Source organism: Candidatus Accumulibacter similis, assembly GCA_013347225.1.
In the GTDB taxonomy this organism is placed as follows: domain Bacteria; phylum Pseudomonadota; class Gammaproteobacteria; order Burkholderiales; family Rhodocyclaceae; genus Accumulibacter; species Accumulibacter similis.
Map to the genome: position 1 here is coordinate 1677209 of CP054595.1, position 15180 is coordinate 1692388.

General features: G+C 67.2%; 15 protein-coding genes and 1 pseudogene. 6 read left to right on the forward strand and 10 right to left on the reverse strand.

The genetic code is table 11. The features are described from left to right. Positions 1-184 precede the first annotated feature (184 nt). Entirely contained in the window at positions 185-772 is a 588-nt protein-coding gene (locus HT579_07760) for a malonic semialdehyde reductase (GenBank protein ID QKS28825.1), read from the reverse strand. Between the two features lie 124 nt (positions 773-896). Between HT579_07760 and HT579_07765 the strand changes: the two genes are divergently transcribed. From HT579_07765 to HT579_07775, 3 genes are all read left to right on the forward strand, one after another. Further along, the gene (locus tag HT579_07765) at positions 897-1232 is read left to right on the forward strand and encodes a hypothetical protein (GenBank protein ID QKS28826.1); all 336 of its coding nucleotides are present in this window, start codon (positions 897-899) and stop codon (positions 1230-1232) included. Further along, complete coding sequence (locus tag HT579_07770) at positions 1229-1810, forward strand: plasmid pRiA4b ORF-3 family protein (protein ID QKS28827.1); 582 nt, start codon at positions 1229-1231, stop codon at positions 1808-1810. The genes HT579_07765 and HT579_07770 overlap by 4 nt, the downstream gene beginning before the upstream one ends. Before the next feature lie 301 nt (positions 1811-2111). Next, complete coding sequence (locus tag HT579_07775; GenBank protein QKS28828.1) at positions 2112-5132, forward strand: ankyrin repeat domain-containing protein; 3021 nt, start codon at positions 2112-2114, stop codon at positions 5130-5132. Between the two features lie 48 nt (positions 5133-5180). Here the strand turns inward: HT579_07775 and HT579_07780 are convergent, their stop codons facing one another. From HT579_07780 to HT579_07790, 3 genes are all read right to left on the reverse strand, one after another. Beyond that, entirely contained in the window at positions 5181-5987 is an 807-nt protein-coding gene (locus HT579_07780; protein ID QKS28829.1) for a protein-L-isoaspartate(D-aspartate) O-methyltransferase, read from the reverse strand. A gap of 130 nt (positions 5988-6117) precedes the next feature. Next, complete coding sequence (locus HT579_07785) at positions 6118-6591, reverse strand: YkgJ family cysteine cluster protein (GenBank protein ID QKS28830.1); 474 nt, start codon at positions 6589-6591, stop codon at positions 6118-6120. After that, positions 6591-7673, reverse strand: coding sequence for a PQQ-dependent sugar dehydrogenase (locus HT579_07790; GenBank protein ID QKS31557.1), 1083 nt, complete (start codon positions 7671-7673; stop codon positions 6591-6593). Before HT579_07790 ends, HT579_07785 begins: the two co-directional genes overlap by 1 nt. Positions 7674-7966: 293 nt before the next feature. Here HT579_07790 and HT579_07795 point away from each other — a divergent pair, with 293 nt between their 5' ends. Together HT579_07795 and HT579_07800 are read left to right on the forward strand one after the other, a co-directional pair. Further along, positions 7967-8482, forward strand: coding sequence for a dual specificity protein phosphatase family protein (locus HT579_07795; protein QKS28831.1), 516 nt, complete (start codon positions 7967-7969; stop codon positions 8480-8482). A 61-nt stretch (positions 8483-8543) separates the two neighbouring features. Next, positions 8544-8840, forward strand: a complete 297-nt coding sequence (locus HT579_07800) for a DUF2502 domain-containing protein (GenBank protein QKS28832.1) — start codon at positions 8544-8546, stop codon at positions 8838-8840. Positions 8841-8966: 126 nt separating this feature from the next. Here HT579_07800 and HT579_07805 read toward each other — a convergent pair whose 3' ends face one another. From HT579_07805 to HT579_07830, 6 genes and pseudogenes are all read right to left on the reverse strand, one after another. After that, a complete protein-coding gene (locus HT579_07805) occupies positions 8967-9416 on the reverse strand; it encodes a hemerythrin family protein (GenBank protein ID QKS31558.1) in 450 nt (149 codons plus the stop codon). Positions 9417-9808: 392 nt separating this feature from the next. Continuing rightward, entirely contained in the window at positions 9809-10651 is an 843-nt protein-coding gene (locus tag HT579_07810) for a cupin domain-containing protein (protein ID QKS28833.1), read from the reverse strand. Beyond that, the gene (locus tag HT579_07815; protein ID QKS28834.1) at positions 10648-11310 is read right to left on the reverse strand and encodes a sigma-70 family RNA polymerase sigma factor; all 663 of its coding nucleotides are present in this window, start codon (positions 11308-11310) and stop codon (positions 10648-10650) included. The genes HT579_07810 and HT579_07815 overlap by 4 nt, the downstream gene beginning before the upstream one ends. A 303-nt stretch (positions 11311-11613) precedes the next feature. After that, positions 11614-12288, reverse strand: a complete 675-nt coding sequence (locus HT579_07820; protein ID QKS28835.1) for a two pore domain potassium channel family protein — start codon at positions 12286-12288, stop codon at positions 11614-11616. 163 nt (positions 12289-12451) lie between these two features. Next, positions 12452-13014 (reverse strand): annotated as a pseudogene (locus HT579_07825) (transposase). Between the two features lie 24 nt (positions 13015-13038). Continuing rightward, positions 13039-13317 carry a hypothetical protein gene (locus tag HT579_07830; GenBank protein QKS28836.1) on the reverse strand — a complete coding sequence of 93 codons (279 nt, stop codon included), beginning with the start codon at positions 13315-13317 and terminating at the stop codon, positions 13039-13041. 372 nt (positions 13318-13689) lie between these two features. Here HT579_07830 and HT579_07835 point away from each other — a divergent pair, with 372 nt between their 5' ends. Continuing rightward, positions 13690-15087, forward strand: a complete 1398-nt coding sequence (locus HT579_07835; protein QKS28837.1) for an aspartate ammonia-lyase — start codon at positions 13690-13692, stop codon at positions 15085-15087. The last annotated feature ends 93 nt before the right edge of the window (positions 15088-15180 follow it).

A 15180-nucleotide genomic window follows, 5' to 3' on the forward strand; every position in this document is an offset into this window, starting at 1 on the left:
CGATGGCGCGTGTAAGTCGCTGTTTCAAATGACTCCAGGCAATTCCTGGTGAGGCCCGAAGGCGGCTGCTGTAAAGGAATCCGACACCACCGACCACCGTGAGCCGCTTGCCGGTCGGTCGGGCCGCTTGGGCGTACAGCCCCGCGTTCGCTGCTGGCACGTGCTGGCCCGCCCGCAGGGCTCCTCAGACGATGCGACAGGCTTCGTCGAAGGCGAGCCGGGGACCGCGCGGATGTACGCCGGCGGGGTCGCCGATGCCGAGGTTGCAGAGGAAGTTGGCCTGGTGGCGCCCGTCGGCGAAGAAGGCGGCGTTGAGCTTGCCGGCGTCGAAGCCGGACATCGGGCCGCAGTCGAGGCCGAGTGCGCGCGCTGCCAGGATCAGGTAGGCGCCCTGCAGCGTGCCGTTGCGAAAGGCGGTGCTGGCGGCCAGTTCGGCGTTGGCGGCGAACATCGGTCGCGCGTCGTAGGCGGGAAACATCGTCGGCAGGTGTTCGTGGAACAGGCTGTCGGTGGCGATGATCACTGTAACCGGCGCCGCCAGTGTCTTCTCCAGGTTGCCGGGTGACAGAGCCGGCGCCAGCAGCGCCTTGCCTTCCGGGCTGGTGACGAAGACCAGTCGTGCCGGCTGGCAGTTCATCGACGTCGGCCCCCACTTCATCAGGTCGTAGAGCTGCCGCAGGGTGGCCGTGGGGATCGGTTCGGGCCGGAAGGCGTTGTGCGTGCGGGCGTTGATGAAAAGCTGCTCGAGTGCTTCCGTGGAGAGGGCTGGCATGGAGTGTCCTTCGGATCGGGTTTGGGGGGATGGGTGGGCAGCGTCCCCGGCGGCAGCACGATCGTCGTCCTGGCCGGCAGCTGGCTGCTCGCAGCGCTTCGACGGCGATGCGCGGCAGGAGTTCATGTCCGCCGCCCAGCGGCAACGAGGGCGGCTGCGCGTCGACCGCCTTCGCCGCACGGCACGGGCGGCACCCCCTGTGGCTGTTAGAATTCCTCATTCCTCCTGTGGCGGCGACCGGCGCGAGTCCGGCAAGTGGCAGCGCGGCCTGTCCGACTTGGCGAAGCTGCGCACCCGCAGGAAACTCGCGAACACCCTGACGATCGAGATCGACGACGAAGCCTTCGACCGCCCGTACGGCTTCGTTTCCCCTCCCATTCCTTCCCGGGCCGGCAGGCGTGTGGCGGTGCGCGTCGTCAGCCAGTTCGGCGAGGAATCGACCAAGGTACTGCAACCATGAACACGCCAACTACCACGCCGCGCGAGCGCCTGCGCCTGAAGATCACCCTCGAACGCTTCCGGCCGGCGATCTGGCGCCGCGTCGAGGTCGACGACGACCTCAGTTTCGGGGAGTTGCACCGGGTCATCCAGGTGGCGATGGGCTGGGACGATGCCCACCTGCACGAATTTCGCGTCGCCGATCTGCGGATAGCAACGCCGGTTGACTCGGACGGCATGTTCGGCGACGGGCCGGCTCTTCCCGAAGGCACCGCAATGCTCGGCGCATGGCTTTCGGGTCAGCGGAAGTTCCGCTACCGGTACGACTTCGGTGACGACTGGTGGCACGGGATCGCCATCGAGAAGCGATTGCCGGTCGATCCGGTGGCGCCGCGCGCCGTGCTGCTCGCCGGCAAGGGGGCGTGTCCGCCCGAGGACTGCGGTGGCGTGTGCGGCTACGCCGACCTCATCGCCACCTGGAGCGACCCGGCGGCCGAGGACCACGCGAGCGTCCGGGAGTGGCTCGGCGACGATTTCGACCCGAACGCGTTCGACCTGGTCGAGCATGCCCGGCGAGTCGGCTACGTCATCGCGCGCTGAGACCGGCCGGCGCCAGCGGGGCAACGGTCCATGCCAACAGGGGTCAGGGCTGTGCCGGATCGCACCCGGAAGGGGACTTCATCCGGTGCCAGAGCGCGCGCCGGTACTTTGCCCTCTCAGTGATGAGGATCCGCCACCGGCTGCCGCCGGGGAGAACGGTCGCGGGCCTGCGCTACAATGGCGATCCCTGTCGGCGACCGGGGCCACCGATGGTCCAGCGGTCGTCGTTCGCCGGGCCCGCCCGGTTCGGGCGCGTCGGCGACACTGCACAGCTTTCCCATCCACCACGCCGGAAGCAGTCGTGAAGATTCTCGAATACTCGGGCCTGGACACCACGCGCGTCCGGGCGAGCTACAGGAAGGTGGCGGAGGCCATCGCGCGCGGCGATTTTCGCGCCGCGCAGGTGAAGAAGCTCGTCAATCTGAGGCACGGCAAGTTCTACCGCGCCCGCCTCGACGATGCCGACCGGCTGCTCTTCTCGCTCGTCCGCCACGGCGACGAGGTGTGCGCGCTGATGCTCGAGGTGATCGCCAACCACGATTACGACAAGTCGCGCTTCCTGCGCGGCGCGGCGATCGACGAGAGCCGGGTCGCCGACATTGACGCCGCGACGGCGGTCGGCGAAGCCGAACCGCTGCGCTACCTGCACCCGGAACGGACGGCGATCCATCTGCTCGACAAGCCGATCTCCTTCGACGACACGCAGGAGGCGATCTACCGCCAGCCGGCGCCGCTGATCGTCGTCGGCAGCGCCGGCAGCGGCAAGACGGCGCTGACCCTGGAGAAGCTCAAGCACGCCGAAGGCGAGGTGCTCTACGTCACGCACTCGAGCTACCTCGCGCAGAGCGCCCGCGACCTCTATTACGCCCACGGCTTCGAGCACACGGGGCAGGAAGCGGTCTTCCTGTCGTATCGCGAGTTCGTCGAGTCGATCCGCGTGCCGGTCGGCCGCGAGGCGACCTGGCGCGACTTCGCCGGCTGGTTCGCGCGCATGCGGCAGACGTTCCGCGAGTTCGACGGGCACCAGGTGTTCGAGGAGATTCGCGGTGTCCTGGCGGCCGGTGCCGGCGGCATCCTGAGCCGCGAGGACTACCTGGCGCTCGGGGTCCGGCAGTCGATCTTTGCCGTCGAGCAGCGCGACCGGCTCTACGAACTGTTCGACAGGTATCGCGCCTGGCTGGCCGAGGCGAAGCTCTACGACCTCAACCTCGTCGCCCAGGACTGGCAGGCGCTGGCGGCGCCGCGCTACGACTTCGTCGTCATCGACGAGGTGCAGGACATCACCACCGTGCAACTGGCACTGGTCCTGAAGACGCTGAAGAAGCCCGGCCACTTCCTGCTCTGCGGCGATTCGAACCAGATCGTCCACCCCAACTTCTTCTCCTGGAGCCAGGTCAAGAGCCTGTTCTGGAAGGATCCGAAGCTCGCCGAGCGGCAGCAGTTGCGCGTCCTCAGCGCCAACTTCCGCAACGGGCTCGAGGCGACGCGCGTCGCCAACCAGTTGCTGAAGATCAAGCACCGGCGTTTCGGCTCGATCGACCGCGAGAGCAACTTCCTCGTCCAGGCGGTCGGCGGCGAGGCGGGGCAGGTGGCACTGGTCCCCGACCGGGAGGCGACGAAGCGCGAACTCGACCAGAACATCCGCCAGTCGACGCAGTTCGCCGTGCTGGTCATGCGCGACGAGGACAAGGTCGAGGCGCGCCGGCATTTCGCGACGCCGCTGCTGTTCTCGATCCACGAGGCGAAAGGCCTCGAGTACGAGAACATCGTCCTCTACCGCTTCATTTCCGATCACCGCGCCGAGTTCGGCGAGATCGTCGATGGCGTTGCCGCCGCCGATCTCGAGGTCGAGACGCTCGACTACCGGCGGGCGAAGGACAAGAGCGACAAGTCGCTCGAGGTCTACAAGTTCTTCGTCAATGCGCTCTATGTCGCGCTGACGCGGGCGATCCGCAACGTCTATGTGATCGAGTCGGACAGCGCGCATCCGCTCGTCGGCCTGCTCGGCCTGAGCGTCGGCCAGCTCAGCGTCGTGGCGCAGAAATCGACGCTCGAGGACTGGCAGAAGGAGGCGCGCAAGCTCGAACTGCAGGGCAAGCAGGAGCAGGCGGAAGCGATCCGGCGGACGATCCTGAAGCAGGCGCCGGTGCCCTGGCCGGTGCTCAACGGCGAGAAGCTCGTCGAGCTGCTGCACAAGGTGTTCCGCGAACGGGCGCCGGGCGCCAAGATGAAACAGCAACTCTACGAGTACGCGACCTGCCACGACGAGCCACAGCTGGCCGTCTGGCTGGCCGCCGAGGCGCGCTTCGAGCAGGCGACGAACTACACGAAGCAGCGCGCGACCTTCGGCCGCAAGACCTTCGTGCCGTATTTTGCGTCGCACTTCAAGGACATCCTCAAGCAGTGTGAGCAGTACGGCATCGAGCATCGGCTGCCGATGAACCAGACGCCGCTGATGGCGGCGGCGGCGGCGGGCAACCTGCCGCTCGTCGACGCCCTGCTCGAACGCGGTGCCGCCCGCGATGCCGTCGACCAATACGGCTACAACGCACTGCACTGGGCCCTGCGCGAGGGCTTCCGCGATCCGGCCTTTGCGACCGGTCCGCTCGCCGCGCTCTACGAGCGGCTCGCACCGGCCAGCATCGACCTGCGTACCGGTGACCGGCTGGTCCGCCTCGACCGTCACCTGGCCGAGTATTCGCTCTTCCAGACGCTCTGGGTGCTCTTCAAGTCGCGCTTCACCCACCCGCAGCGTCGCCGCATGGGGGCTTTCGAGGCGAGCGACATTCTCGACGCCTGGCAGCACCTGCCGGCCAACATCGTCCGCCCCGACCGCCGGCGGCGGCAGTACCTTTCCTCGGTGCTGGCGCGCAACGAGATCGACCGCGACTACGCCTACAACCGGGGGCTGTTCCGGCGCCTGCAGCAGGGCTGGTACCAGTTCGATCCCGGCCTCTCGGTGCGTCGCCGCGAAGGCGAGGAAGAGGTCTGGCTGCCGGTCGTCTCCGCTCTCAATCTGCCGCTGATCAGCGAGGTCTCGCACTGGGATCACGGCGAATGGGACAGTGTGCAGAAGGCCATCGACCGCCTCCTCGCACTCGCCGGCCTGCCGGCACGCAGCCCGCCGATCGCCGCCGAGCGCCTGTTGGCGGTCGAGCGCGCGCGCGACGAGGCGCGCCTCGCCGCAACGAGGGCGCTGCAGGCAGAAAGCGCGGCGGCGGGCGCCGGCGCGCAGCGGGCGATTCCCTGGGGTTCGCCCGAGGCCAAGCGCCTGGAGATCGAACGCATCCGGCAGTTGATCGAGGCGCGCCGGAAAGGCTGAACGACGCTCCGCCGGTACGGCTGTGTCAGCGGCCGTTACCGGCGGCGGTCACCGCCGGTGGCTCTCGGCGGTACCGGTCATCGGCACGAAGCGAACCGGCAGGATGCGTTCACGTTCGAGCCGGCCGCCCTGCTTCCTGAGCAGGAAGAGGTTCTGGTTGCCGAAATCGCCGACCGGGATGACCATGCGGCCGCCTTCGCGGAGCTGGTCGACGAGCGGTTGCGGCACGTGGTCCGGGGCGCAGGTGACGATGATCGAGTCGAACGGGGCCGCCTCGGGCCAGCCGAGGTAACCGTCGCCGTGGCGCACCCGCACGTTGTGGTAGCCGAGCCGCGCCAGATCGCCGGCGGCGCGTTTCGCCAGCGGCTCCACGATCTCGATGCTGTAGACCTCGCGCACGAGGCCGGCCAGGATCGCCGCCTGATAGCCGGATCCGGTGCCGATCTCGAGGACTCGGTCGCTCGCCTGCGGTGCCAGTTGCTCGGTCATGAAGGCGACGATGTAGGGTTGCGAGATCGTCTGTCCGTGACCGATCGGCAGCGGGTGGTCCTCGTAGGCGCTCTGCCGCATCTCCGGCGGCACGAACTCGTGCCGCGGTACCGTTGCCATCGCCCGCAGCACCTGCGGATTGCTGATGCCACGCCAGTCGGCGATCAACTGCTGGTCGACCATACGCTGGCGGGCGGCGGCGTAGGCGGTGGCGGCTCCGTCGGCAGCGGGCGACGCGTCGGCGATGGCGGCGCCGAGCAGCGCCGGCAGAAAACGCATCGCCAGTCGCAGACGGCCCCGCGGTCGCGCTGCCGGCGGCGTGCCGACATCGGCGGCATCTGGCGGGGGATCGCTGGCAGCGGGCATCGGTGTCTCCGGCAGTCGTTGCGGTCGGTGACGGACGGTAGTCGCTCGTCGGCCTTCCAGTATAGGATGCCGCCAAGCCGTTCGCCATCGATCGTCGGGAAGCAGGGATGTCGGCGCGGCAGCAGGCTGCTCAGTGATCGTTGGCGAGCGGCGATGCGGCGGCTGGCGGCAGCCCGCTGAGCGGCAGTCCGTGGCGCTGCCGGGCGCGGCGGCAGCGGTCGTCGCCGGGTTGCAGCTCGCGGCAGGGCGACGGTCGTCGTGTGTAGACGGTGCAGCAGACGCGGCTGCCGATTTCGCCCTGCAACGCCCGGCAGCGGGGAGCGGCGGAGTTGCTGCCGGCGAGGCAGGCATGCCAGGGCGAAAGCTGCTCGACCAGTTCGTCGGGCAGCGCCAGGACGGTGGCTTCGGCCCAGTAGAACGAGACTCGGAATGCCGCGCAGCAGGCGCCGCAACTGCGGCAGTCGAAGCCGCGGGTCGCCGCCGTCGCGGCGGGATCTGCCCGGTCCGGGACGGCTGTCGGGTCGGGTCGCGATGACTTGCCATCGCTGGCGAGCTGCAGCAACGAGGCTGCAGCGGCGGCCCGCGGATCACCGGAGCGGCTCATCAGGGCAGCGGCTCGAGACGCGCGAGGACGCCGCGCGCACTGTCGGTGAGTACGTAGATGAAGCCGTCGGGGCCGTTGCGAACGTCGCGGATGCGGCCGATGGCGTTCTTCAACAGCGGCTCCTGATGCACGACGCGCGGGCCGTCGAGCTGCAGGCGCAGCAGCATCTGGTCACGCAAGGCGCCGACGAAGAGGTTGCCGCGCCAGTGCGGGAAGCGCTCGCCGGTATAGAAAGCCATTCCCGAGGGGGCGATCGACGGCGTCCACTGATGCAGCGGCGGCTCGATGCCGGGTCTGGCGGTCCCTTCGCCGATCGGCGTTCCGCTGCCGTAGTTCCTGCCGTAGGTGATGACCGGCCAGCCGTAGTTGCGGCCGGCACGGATCAGGTTGATCTCGTCGCCGCCTTGCGGCCCGTGCTCGTGTGCCCACATTTCACCGCTGTCGGGGTGCAGCGCAGCGCCCTGGATGTTGCGGTTGCCGAGGGTGAATTTCTCGGGCAGCGCACCGGCCCGGGCGACGAAGGGATTGTCCGCCGGCACCCTGCCGTCGTCGTGCAGGCGGATGACCGAACCGGCGTGATCGTCGAGCCGCTGCGCCCGCTGCATCTCGCCACGATCGCCGAGCGTGATGAAGAGGAATCCCTGTCGATCGAAGACCAGACGTGAGCCGAAATGCTGCCCGCCACCCGACTTGGGACGCATGCGGAAAAGGATCTGCACGGCGTGCAGCGTCTTGCCCTGCAGCCGGCCGCGCAGAACCTCGGTGCCGTAGCCGCCCGGCCCCTCGCCGACGTAGGAGAGATAGATCCAGCCATTGTCACGGTAGCGGGGATGCAGCGCGACGTCGAGCAGTCCGCCCTGGCCGAATGCCGCTATCGGCGGCAGCCCGCGAACGGGCTCGGGGTCGACCCTGCCGCTGGCATCGATCAGCCGCAGGCGCCCGGGACGTTCACTGACCAGCATCCGGCCGTCGGGCAGGAAGGCGAGTCCCCACGGATGCTCGAGCCCTTCGCTGACGATGCGCAGCCGGAAGCGCTGCAGTTCGCTGGCGAAGACCTCCGCTGACGCGGCGAGTGGCGACATCGCAACGAACAGCAGGAGCAGGGCTGGCAGCAGCGGCGCCCGGCAACGGATCGGTCGCGGTGCCTGTGGCAGGAAATGTCCCGGCATTGGTCTTCCTTGTCGAAGGTGGCGCTCCTGATGAGCGGCAGTGGCTGCAAGCAAGTATCCGGTACTGACCACGGCGCTTCAAGTCGGGTAGAATCGGCAGCGGCATGGCGGGTGACCGACCGGTGCCTCTTTCCTCGGCCACCGCCGCCACGCGCATCGCGCTTTGCCGGTGGTCCGCCCGCCAACCCTCACCGACAGCCAACGCCATGAACACGCATCCTTCCGACCTGCTGCCCCTGGACCAGGGCGGCGCCGGCTTCATCCTCACCCCATGTCCGGGAACGCGCGGCGTCGACGCTGCGGGGGCAGTCGAGCAGCTGCAGGCTGCCGGCGCTGCGGCCGTGCTGACCCTGATGCCGAGCGACGAAATGGCGAGCAACGGGGTGAGCACACTTGGCGACCTGTGCGCAACGTGTGGGCTGCGGTGGTTTCACCTGCCCATCGAGGACGATCACGCGCCGGCGGCTGATTTTGCTGCCGCCTGGCAGGCGCAGCGGGAGGCGGTGCACCGACTGCTCGATGCCGGCAAGCGGGTCGCCATCCATTGCAAGGGTGGTTCCGGTCGCACCGGGCTGATGGCGGCCCAGATCCTGCTCGAGCGGGGCTGGTCGAAGGAGGCTGCCGTCGCTGCCGTCAAGGCCTTGCGGCCCAACGCGTTGAGCCTGCCGGTGCACCAGGACTACCTCGCGCAGCTGGCGGCCGTCACCCGCTCGGAACCCTAGTGGCGGCACCTGCAGCGGCACGCATGATGCCGCACACCTTGACGCGATGGAGATTGCCTCGATGAGAAGGATCCTGTGTTGTGCGATGCTGGCGGTCCTGCCCGTCATGGCCCCGGCGGCGGACGTCCAGATCAACGTCGGTAGCGTGGAGATACAGACCGGCGGCGCGACGATCCGCTTCGGTGACCGCGACCGGCGCGGCTATTACTGGGACGGCAAGCAGTGGCGAGACCCGGTCTATTGGCAAAAGCACCACGGCAAGGGGAAAGCGCAGGGGCAGGGGGAGGGGGTTCACTGCCCTCCGGGTCAGGCGAAGAAGGGCAACTGTTCGCCGCCGTCAGCAACGCCCTACCGCTGAGCGCGGCGACGGAACTCCGTGTGCCACCGTCCGGCTCGCGGGCGCTTCGGGGTGACGCGGCAGGGAGAGTCGGGGATGCCTGTCGCGAATGTGGCTTGCCAGTCGTTGTCAGGCGGCCGGGCGGACTCAGGCGCTGGCCTGCAGGTCGCCGTTCTGCCAGAAGCCGGGTGAGGGCATGAAGTTCGATGATTGCAGGTTGCTGATGAAGAGACGGTCGTCTTCGCTGATGTGACGCTCGAACCAGTACTCGCAGTAGCGCAGGAACGAATGCGCGTCCCTGCCACCACGAATCACTTCGCCCAGTGCCCGGCCGAGCAGGCGCAGCGTGTCCTCGTGGATGCGTGCGTGGTCGACGAAATCGAGCCCGGCCTCGTCAGCCATCCGCTCTTCGGTGGCGAAGTGCATTGCGAAGTATTCGAGCAGCGCCTCGAACTCGTCAACCGGCACATGACTGCTCTCGAAACAGGCCGTCTTCAGCGCCTCGATGCGGCAAAAGATTTCTTCGTGCTGGGCGTCGATCTCCGGCAGATCGACCAACAGCTGCTCTGGCAGCAATCCCGGAAGGCAGATCTTCATGAGTGTCTCCTCGCAGAATGGTTCGAATGCTCTTCTTGTCCCGCCAGTATAGGAAGAAGACCCGGGAAAGGCCAGGGGAATCAGAGTTAATTCAGCCAAATAGTGCCGCAATCGGTGCCGATCCTGGCCGCCGGCGCAGCGGCGACGGCAGTCAGCCCTGGTGGTGCCGGCCATGTTGTGCAAGCGGTAGCCGAGACCACTGCTCCAGACGAAGGCATGGCGCGCGCCGATGCCCTCGCTGTCGCCGCTGGCCAGCTCGCTGACGCGGCGCAGGCAAGGCCACCAGGCGGGCCACTGCGTCGGCTGCGTCAGCAGGTGCCAAAGCCGCTCGGCGGTCGTCTCGAGTCGCCAGCGACTGATCATGACGAAGCGCCGGCTCACTCCCGGCCGGCTCATGGCACGATGGCGTGACCGCGGACGAAGGCGAGAGCGCCATGTTCGCTGCTGATCTCCCCGTGAGCGCTGCCCGCCGGCGCGACGTGGAACTCGCCCGCCTGCAGCAGCAGGTCGCCGAGGTAGGCGTCGCCACTGAACATCATCCATTCCTCGTCGCAGTCGTGCGCATGCGCCGGCAGGCGGCTGCCGGCAGCCAGGCGGTAGAAGCGCGACACCACGTCGCCGGCGCGCCAGAGGATCTTCTGCTCGACGCCGTCGGCGATCGGTTCCCAGCCGCCGCCGGCGGCGAGGACGGTGTGCGCCGCCGGCCCGGCATGTGGCAGCAGTCCGCTGATGAGTTCACCGAGAGCGGCGCGGGTGTTTCCGAGCGAACTGCCGCGGAGGTATGCCAGGCCGCCCGAACGGGACGAGATGCGCCCGTGGCGGCTGCCCGGAGGCGAGGCGTGGTAGTCGCCCGGGAGCAGATTCAGCTCGCCGAGTTGCAGTGTCCCGCGCAGGACGATGCCCTCCTCGAGATGCTGGTGGCGGTGCACCGGCAGCGTCGCGCCGGCCGCCAGTTCGATCAGCACCGACGCGCCGTCGACGCCAGCGTGCAACAGCTTGCTGCGGACGCCCTTGATGAGCCTGCGCCAGCTGCCGTCGCCGACGCGAACGGTGATCAGGCCGGCGTGCCGGCGGGCGCTGCGGCCGACACGCTGCAGCAGGCGGCTGCGCAGGCCGGCGGCGTCGGCGGCTGGCAGCGCGATCGGCGCCAGACCTTCGCAGATCATTCGCTGCAGCGCTTCCTGCTCGTCGTGGTCGTTTGTCTGGCTGTTGGGGCTGGTGGGCTCGCGGTTCATGGGGTCACCATCGGAAAACGGGGATCATCGCTGCCGAGAAGATCGCGGAGGCGGAGCAGGGCGCGGCGAATGTGCGACTTGACGGTGCCGAGCGGCATGCTCATCTGGCTGGCGATCTCTTCGTGCGACAGGCCGCGGAAGAACGCCAGTGCCAGCAGCTGCCGCGGCACGGCGTCGAGCGTGCGGAGTGCCGCGTGCAGGCGGTGTTCCTGCTGCACCGCGTGCAGGAGATCCTGCGGGTCGCTGTCGCCGGCGACGGCCGCCAGACTCTCTTCGTCGAGCGGCTCTGCCGGATCGAGGCGGCGCACGGCGTCGAGCGCGCGACTGCGGGCGATCGTCAGCACCCAGGCCGCCACGCTGCCGCGCTGCGGATCGAAGCGCGGTGCCTGTCGCCAGACCTGCCAGAAGGTATCCTCGGTGACTTCTTCGGCCGTCTGCACCTGGCGCACGATGCGCAGTGCGAGGCCATAGACGCGCCCGGCGAAAGCGTCGTAGAGTTCGGCCAGTGCCTGCTCGTCCTGGCGGACGACGCGGCCGACCGCGTCCAGAAGTCGCGGATCGTCGGCCACCGGCAGCCGTGGGCAGCCGGTGGTGGCGAGCGCTGTTGGCGCCTCGCTGGCAGCCCGTGGCTCGGCGGCCAGGTTGTCGGTGTAGTCCATCGGCTGCTCACTCCATCGTTCCCGCCAGCGGCATTCTGCCGGCTGCCGCCAGCCAGGCCAAGTGTCGAGCACCCTGCCCTGTGCGTCCGGGCGGCGCTTGGGGCGGCCCGTCTGCAGCCGCCTGTCCTGAATACGCCTGATCAGCGGCATTGGATGCAAGGCCAGGCTCAAGACCTTCGCCACCCGCGGCTGCGGCGTCGATCCGCAGGCAAGGACGGGAACGACCACCGCAGCAGGTGAGTACCTGGGTGTCCAGCCAGTGGGTCCCAACAGGTTGGCCCCAATTGGTCCGGCGCATGCCGATCAACTGGGGCTGGAAGCCAGTCCGACCATGCGGGCGATGACTATCGCCGGAAACATGACGCCCAGAGTGGATAGGAAGACGGCCAGCATCTTGGCGGAAGTGCTGACGGCATAGACGTCGCCGTAGCCCACGGTAGTCAGCGAAGCCAGGCTGAAATAAATGAAGTGAACGTAGTCATTGTCCGTACCACTCAGCACGACATTGCCGCCGATGGAAACGCCGGTAGCGACATGAATGACCTCCAGGGTCAGCGCTCCCATGAGTGCCAGCAGGAGATAGACATTGACCGCTCCGACTATCCGGTAAGCGTTCACGATCTGGTCGCGAAAGAGCAACTGGAGGTTGATGAAAATGAAAACCAAAGTATTGGCGATGCCTATCAAATTCTCCAGGACAAAGAATGAGTACGGATTTTCTCCGAAGCGGATCAGTCGGAGCGCCAGGTGAATGCCGAACAGAGTCGAGGAGACGGCTATGAGCCCCATGCTGCGTGTCGAGAATATCCCTGAAAAGAACACGCTGAGCAGGAGTATGTTGAACAGCCGGACACCGTGGACACTATGTTCCATGATCACCGGAAGTACGAACACTGCGGTGAGGAGCATGATCAGCAAGGTGAGGAAACTGGCGTCCGCCAGCCAGTAAGACTGGAGATTTCTGATCAGATTTCGCATGGCGCAAGGGAGCGGGAGTCTTCGGAAATCGGGCCGCGCGAATGCACCCCCAGGGCAGTCGCACGAAGCCCCGTGGTTGGCTGAGACACGAGCGGCCCGTGGCTGGGGGCGTCCCTGCGCCCCCAGCCGAAGGATGGGAAAACCAACGGCAGCAAGGCGGTAGTCATTCACTCCCCTGCACGGTTGCCGGGATGGCGGGGATCGCGGGGAACTGCAAGCCGTTGCGCGCGGCGGCGATGGCGGTGCCGAGGTCCTGCCAGGCGGATGCTCCGCGACGGCGACTGGTTTCGATGAGGCAGGCGCGGAAAGCCAAGACACACACGGGATCCCTCCTCAGCGCGCGCGCCGTGGCTGGTGGTGCGCGCAATCACCCAGTGTCGCAGCGCCTGTTCCGCGCCGTGGCTGGAGAGCGACAGGTGGGGTTCGGCGACCGGACGCCGGATCACGTTCCACTCGCAGAGGAACTCGCTGACGACGGCATGCAGCACCGAGTGCTCATCGATCCGATGCGCTCCGCACAGCTGCCGCCGTCGCGCCATCGCGTTCGCGCAACGGGCCGGGAGTCCTTCCGGCGGCGGATCGATGCGCGCCGCGTGCATGGCGGCCATCAGCGTCTTCATGATGCCTTCCATCTCTTCCCCTATCCCGGGTGACTCGCGCAGCGCTCGATTCGGCCAGCCCTCGCAGCTTGCGCAGCAGCTGTGGCCGGCAGCGCAAGCGGTTTGAACAGTTCATCTTTGCTCAGGTGCATCATGTGGCGTCCGTCAGGTCGTCAGCAAGTTCCGCAACTATGCCATACAAATCATCATGCTCGCAGCTTTTCCTAAGGGGGAGTGAGCGATTGCGCAGCCGGCGATCGGCGTTGGACTGGTGCCGGTTGCGCAGCAATCGGCGAAAGGCATCGGCGGAGCCCAACTTCTTCCACAAGGCGGTCAGCAGCCAGGTGTCGCCGACGGAAGGCGCAGGCGCAAAGGTGACCTCGCCGGTACCCTCTTCCAGGCGGGCTTCCGCAACGCCCGCAGCACCCATTGAGCAGCGAGTCGGCCTCGCCCGATCGCACCGCCTCGATGCGCCCGGGGGTGGCGATGACCCGTTGGCGACGTACCCGGCGGTGTCCCGGTACGATTCGACAGGCTCGACGCACTGTGCCTCGGGCCGGACGTGGTGATTCTTGCGAACATGTCGCTGCCGTATCCAGGTATGGTCATGATCCCAATGGCTTGCTGGACCGCGGGTGGCACGGCAGGAAATCCTTCGCCGCGCGCCAACCCATTGGTTTCATTTGCCACCTGACCCCGTTCATGCGTTTGGCACGTGAAGGGTGTCGAACACGGAGTGGCTGATCGACTAGAATGAGGGGGTCGCATCGACAAGCAGCCCGATCAACTGAAAGGAGTCGCCATGGCACGAATCGAGAAGGACTTTCTGGGCGAGAAGGAACTGCCGGACGACGCCTACTACGGTGTGCAGACGCTGCGCGGCAAGGAGAACTTCCACATTACCGGCATCCCGATGTCGGCCGAGCCGTATTTCGTCAAGGCTTTCGGCTATGTCAAGAAGGCGGCAGCGCTGGCCAACCGCGACCTCGGCGTGCTCGATGCGCGTCTCGCCGATGCCATTGCCGGCGCCTGTGACCGCCTGATCGCCGGCGAACTGTGCGATCAGTTCGTCACCGACTTCATCCAGGGCGGTGCCGGTACCTCGACCAACATGAATGCCAACGAGGTCATCGCCAATCTGGCGCTGGAGAGCCTCGGGCATCGCAAGGGCGAGTATCAGTATCTCAATCCGAATGATCACGTCAATTACGGCCAGTCGACCAACGACGTCTATCCGACCGCGTTCAGGCTGGCGCTGATTCTGCGCCTGGCGAGCTACATGGACGCCCTGCGGCGGTTGCAGGAAGCATTCCGCCGCAAGGCCGACGAGTTCGAGCGCGTGCTGAAGATGGGGCGTACACACCTGCAGGACGCCGTGCCGATGTCGCTCGGACAGGAGTTCAATGGCTGGGCGACGACGATCGGCGAGGAAGTGAGCCGCCTCGCCGAGGTGCGGCAACTGCTGCACGAGATCAACCTCGGGGCGACGGCGATCGGCACCTCGGTGACGGCAGCTCCCGGTTATCCGGAACTGGCGACGCGACATCTGTCCGAGCTGACCGGGACCAGCTTCATTCTCGCTGGCGACCTCGTCGAGGCGACGTCCGACACCGGCGCCTACGTTCAGCTCTCGGGTGTACTCAAGCGCACCGCCGCCAAGCTGACCAAGATCTGCAACGACATCCGCATGCTCGCCTCGGGTCCGCGCTGCGGTCTGAACGAGATCAACCTGCCGCAGATGCAGCCGGGGTCGTCGATCATGCCGGGCAAGGTCAATCCGGTCATCCCGGAAGTGGTCAACCAGACCAGCTTCCTGGTGATCGGGCTCGACCTGACGGTGACCCTGGCGGCGTCGGCCGGCCAGTTGCAGCTCAACGTGATGGAGCCGGTGATCACCTTCGCCCTGTTCACCTCGATCTTCACGATGGAGAACGCGGTCACCAGCCTGCGCGTGAACTGCGTCGACGGGATCAGCGCCAACAGCGAGCACACTCGACAGATGGTGCTCAATTCGCTTGGCATCGTCACCGTTCTGAAGCCGACCCTCGGTTACAAACAGTGCGCCGAGATCGCCCGTGAGGGCTACGAGACCGGCAAGTCTTTGCAGCAGATCGTCGTCGGCGAGCGCAAGCTGTTGAGCCAGGAGCAGTGGGACGAGATCTTCTCCTTCGAGAACCTGATCAGTCCGCAAAGCGAGTAATCCCGGCGGCAGCAGGCTCGTCATGCCGCAGGCCCGGCGCCGCTGCATCGGCAGCGGCGGCCGTGATCGACGCCGCCGTGGCGGCAGACTGGA

Bases quoted from the DNA above. Each gene is read 5' to 3' on its own strand.
- HT579_07760 (QKS28825.1), bottom strand. From the start codon at position 772: ATGCCAGCCCTCTCCACGGAAGCACTCGAGCAGCTTTTCATCAACGCC.
- HT579_07765 (QKS28826.1), top strand. From the start codon at position 897: ATGTCCGCCGCCCAGCGGCAACGAGGGCGGCTGCGCGTCGACCGCCTT.
- HT579_07770 (QKS28827.1), top strand. From the start codon at position 1,229: ATGAACACGCCAACTACCACGCCGCGCGAGCGCCTGCGCCTGAAGATC.
- HT579_07780 (QKS28829.1), bottom strand. From the start codon at position 5,987: ATGCCCGCTGCCAGCGATCCCCCGCCAGATGCCGCCGATGTCGGCACG.
- HT579_07785 (QKS28830.1), bottom strand. From the start codon at position 6,591: ATGAGCCGCTCCGGTGATCCGCGGGCCGCCGCTGCAGCCTCGTTGCTG.
- HT579_07790 (QKS31557.1), bottom strand. From the start codon at position 7,673: ATGTCGCCACTCGCCGCGTCAGCGGAGGTCTTCGCCAGCGAACTGCAG.
- HT579_07795 (QKS28831.1), top strand. From the start codon at position 7,967: ATGAACACGCATCCTTCCGACCTGCTGCCCCTGGACCAGGGCGGCGCC.
- HT579_07800 (QKS28832.1), top strand. From the start codon at position 8,544: ATGAGAAGGATCCTGTGTTGTGCGATGCTGGCGGTCCTGCCCGTCATG.
- HT579_07805 (QKS31558.1), bottom strand. From the start codon at position 9,416: ATGAAGATCTGCCTTCCGGGATTGCTGCCAGAGCAGCTGTTGGTCGAT.
- HT579_07810 (QKS28833.1), bottom strand. From the start codon at position 10,651: ATGAACCGCGAGCCCACCAGCCCCAACAGCCAGACAAACGACCACGAC.
- HT579_07815 (QKS28834.1), bottom strand. From the start codon at position 11,310: ATGGACTACACCGACAACCTGGCCGCCGAGCCACGGGCTGCCAGCGAG.
- HT579_07820 (QKS28835.1), bottom strand. From the start codon at position 12,288: ATGCGAAATCTGATCAGAAATCTCCAGTCTTACTGGCTGGCGGACGCC.
- HT579_07830 (QKS28836.1), bottom strand. From the start codon at position 13,317: ATGGGTGCTGCGGGCGTTGCGGAAGCCCGCCTGGAAGAGGGTACCGGC.
- HT579_07835 (QKS28837.1), top strand. From the start codon at position 13,690: ATGGCACGAATCGAGAAGGACTTTCTGGGCGAGAAGGAACTGCCGGAC.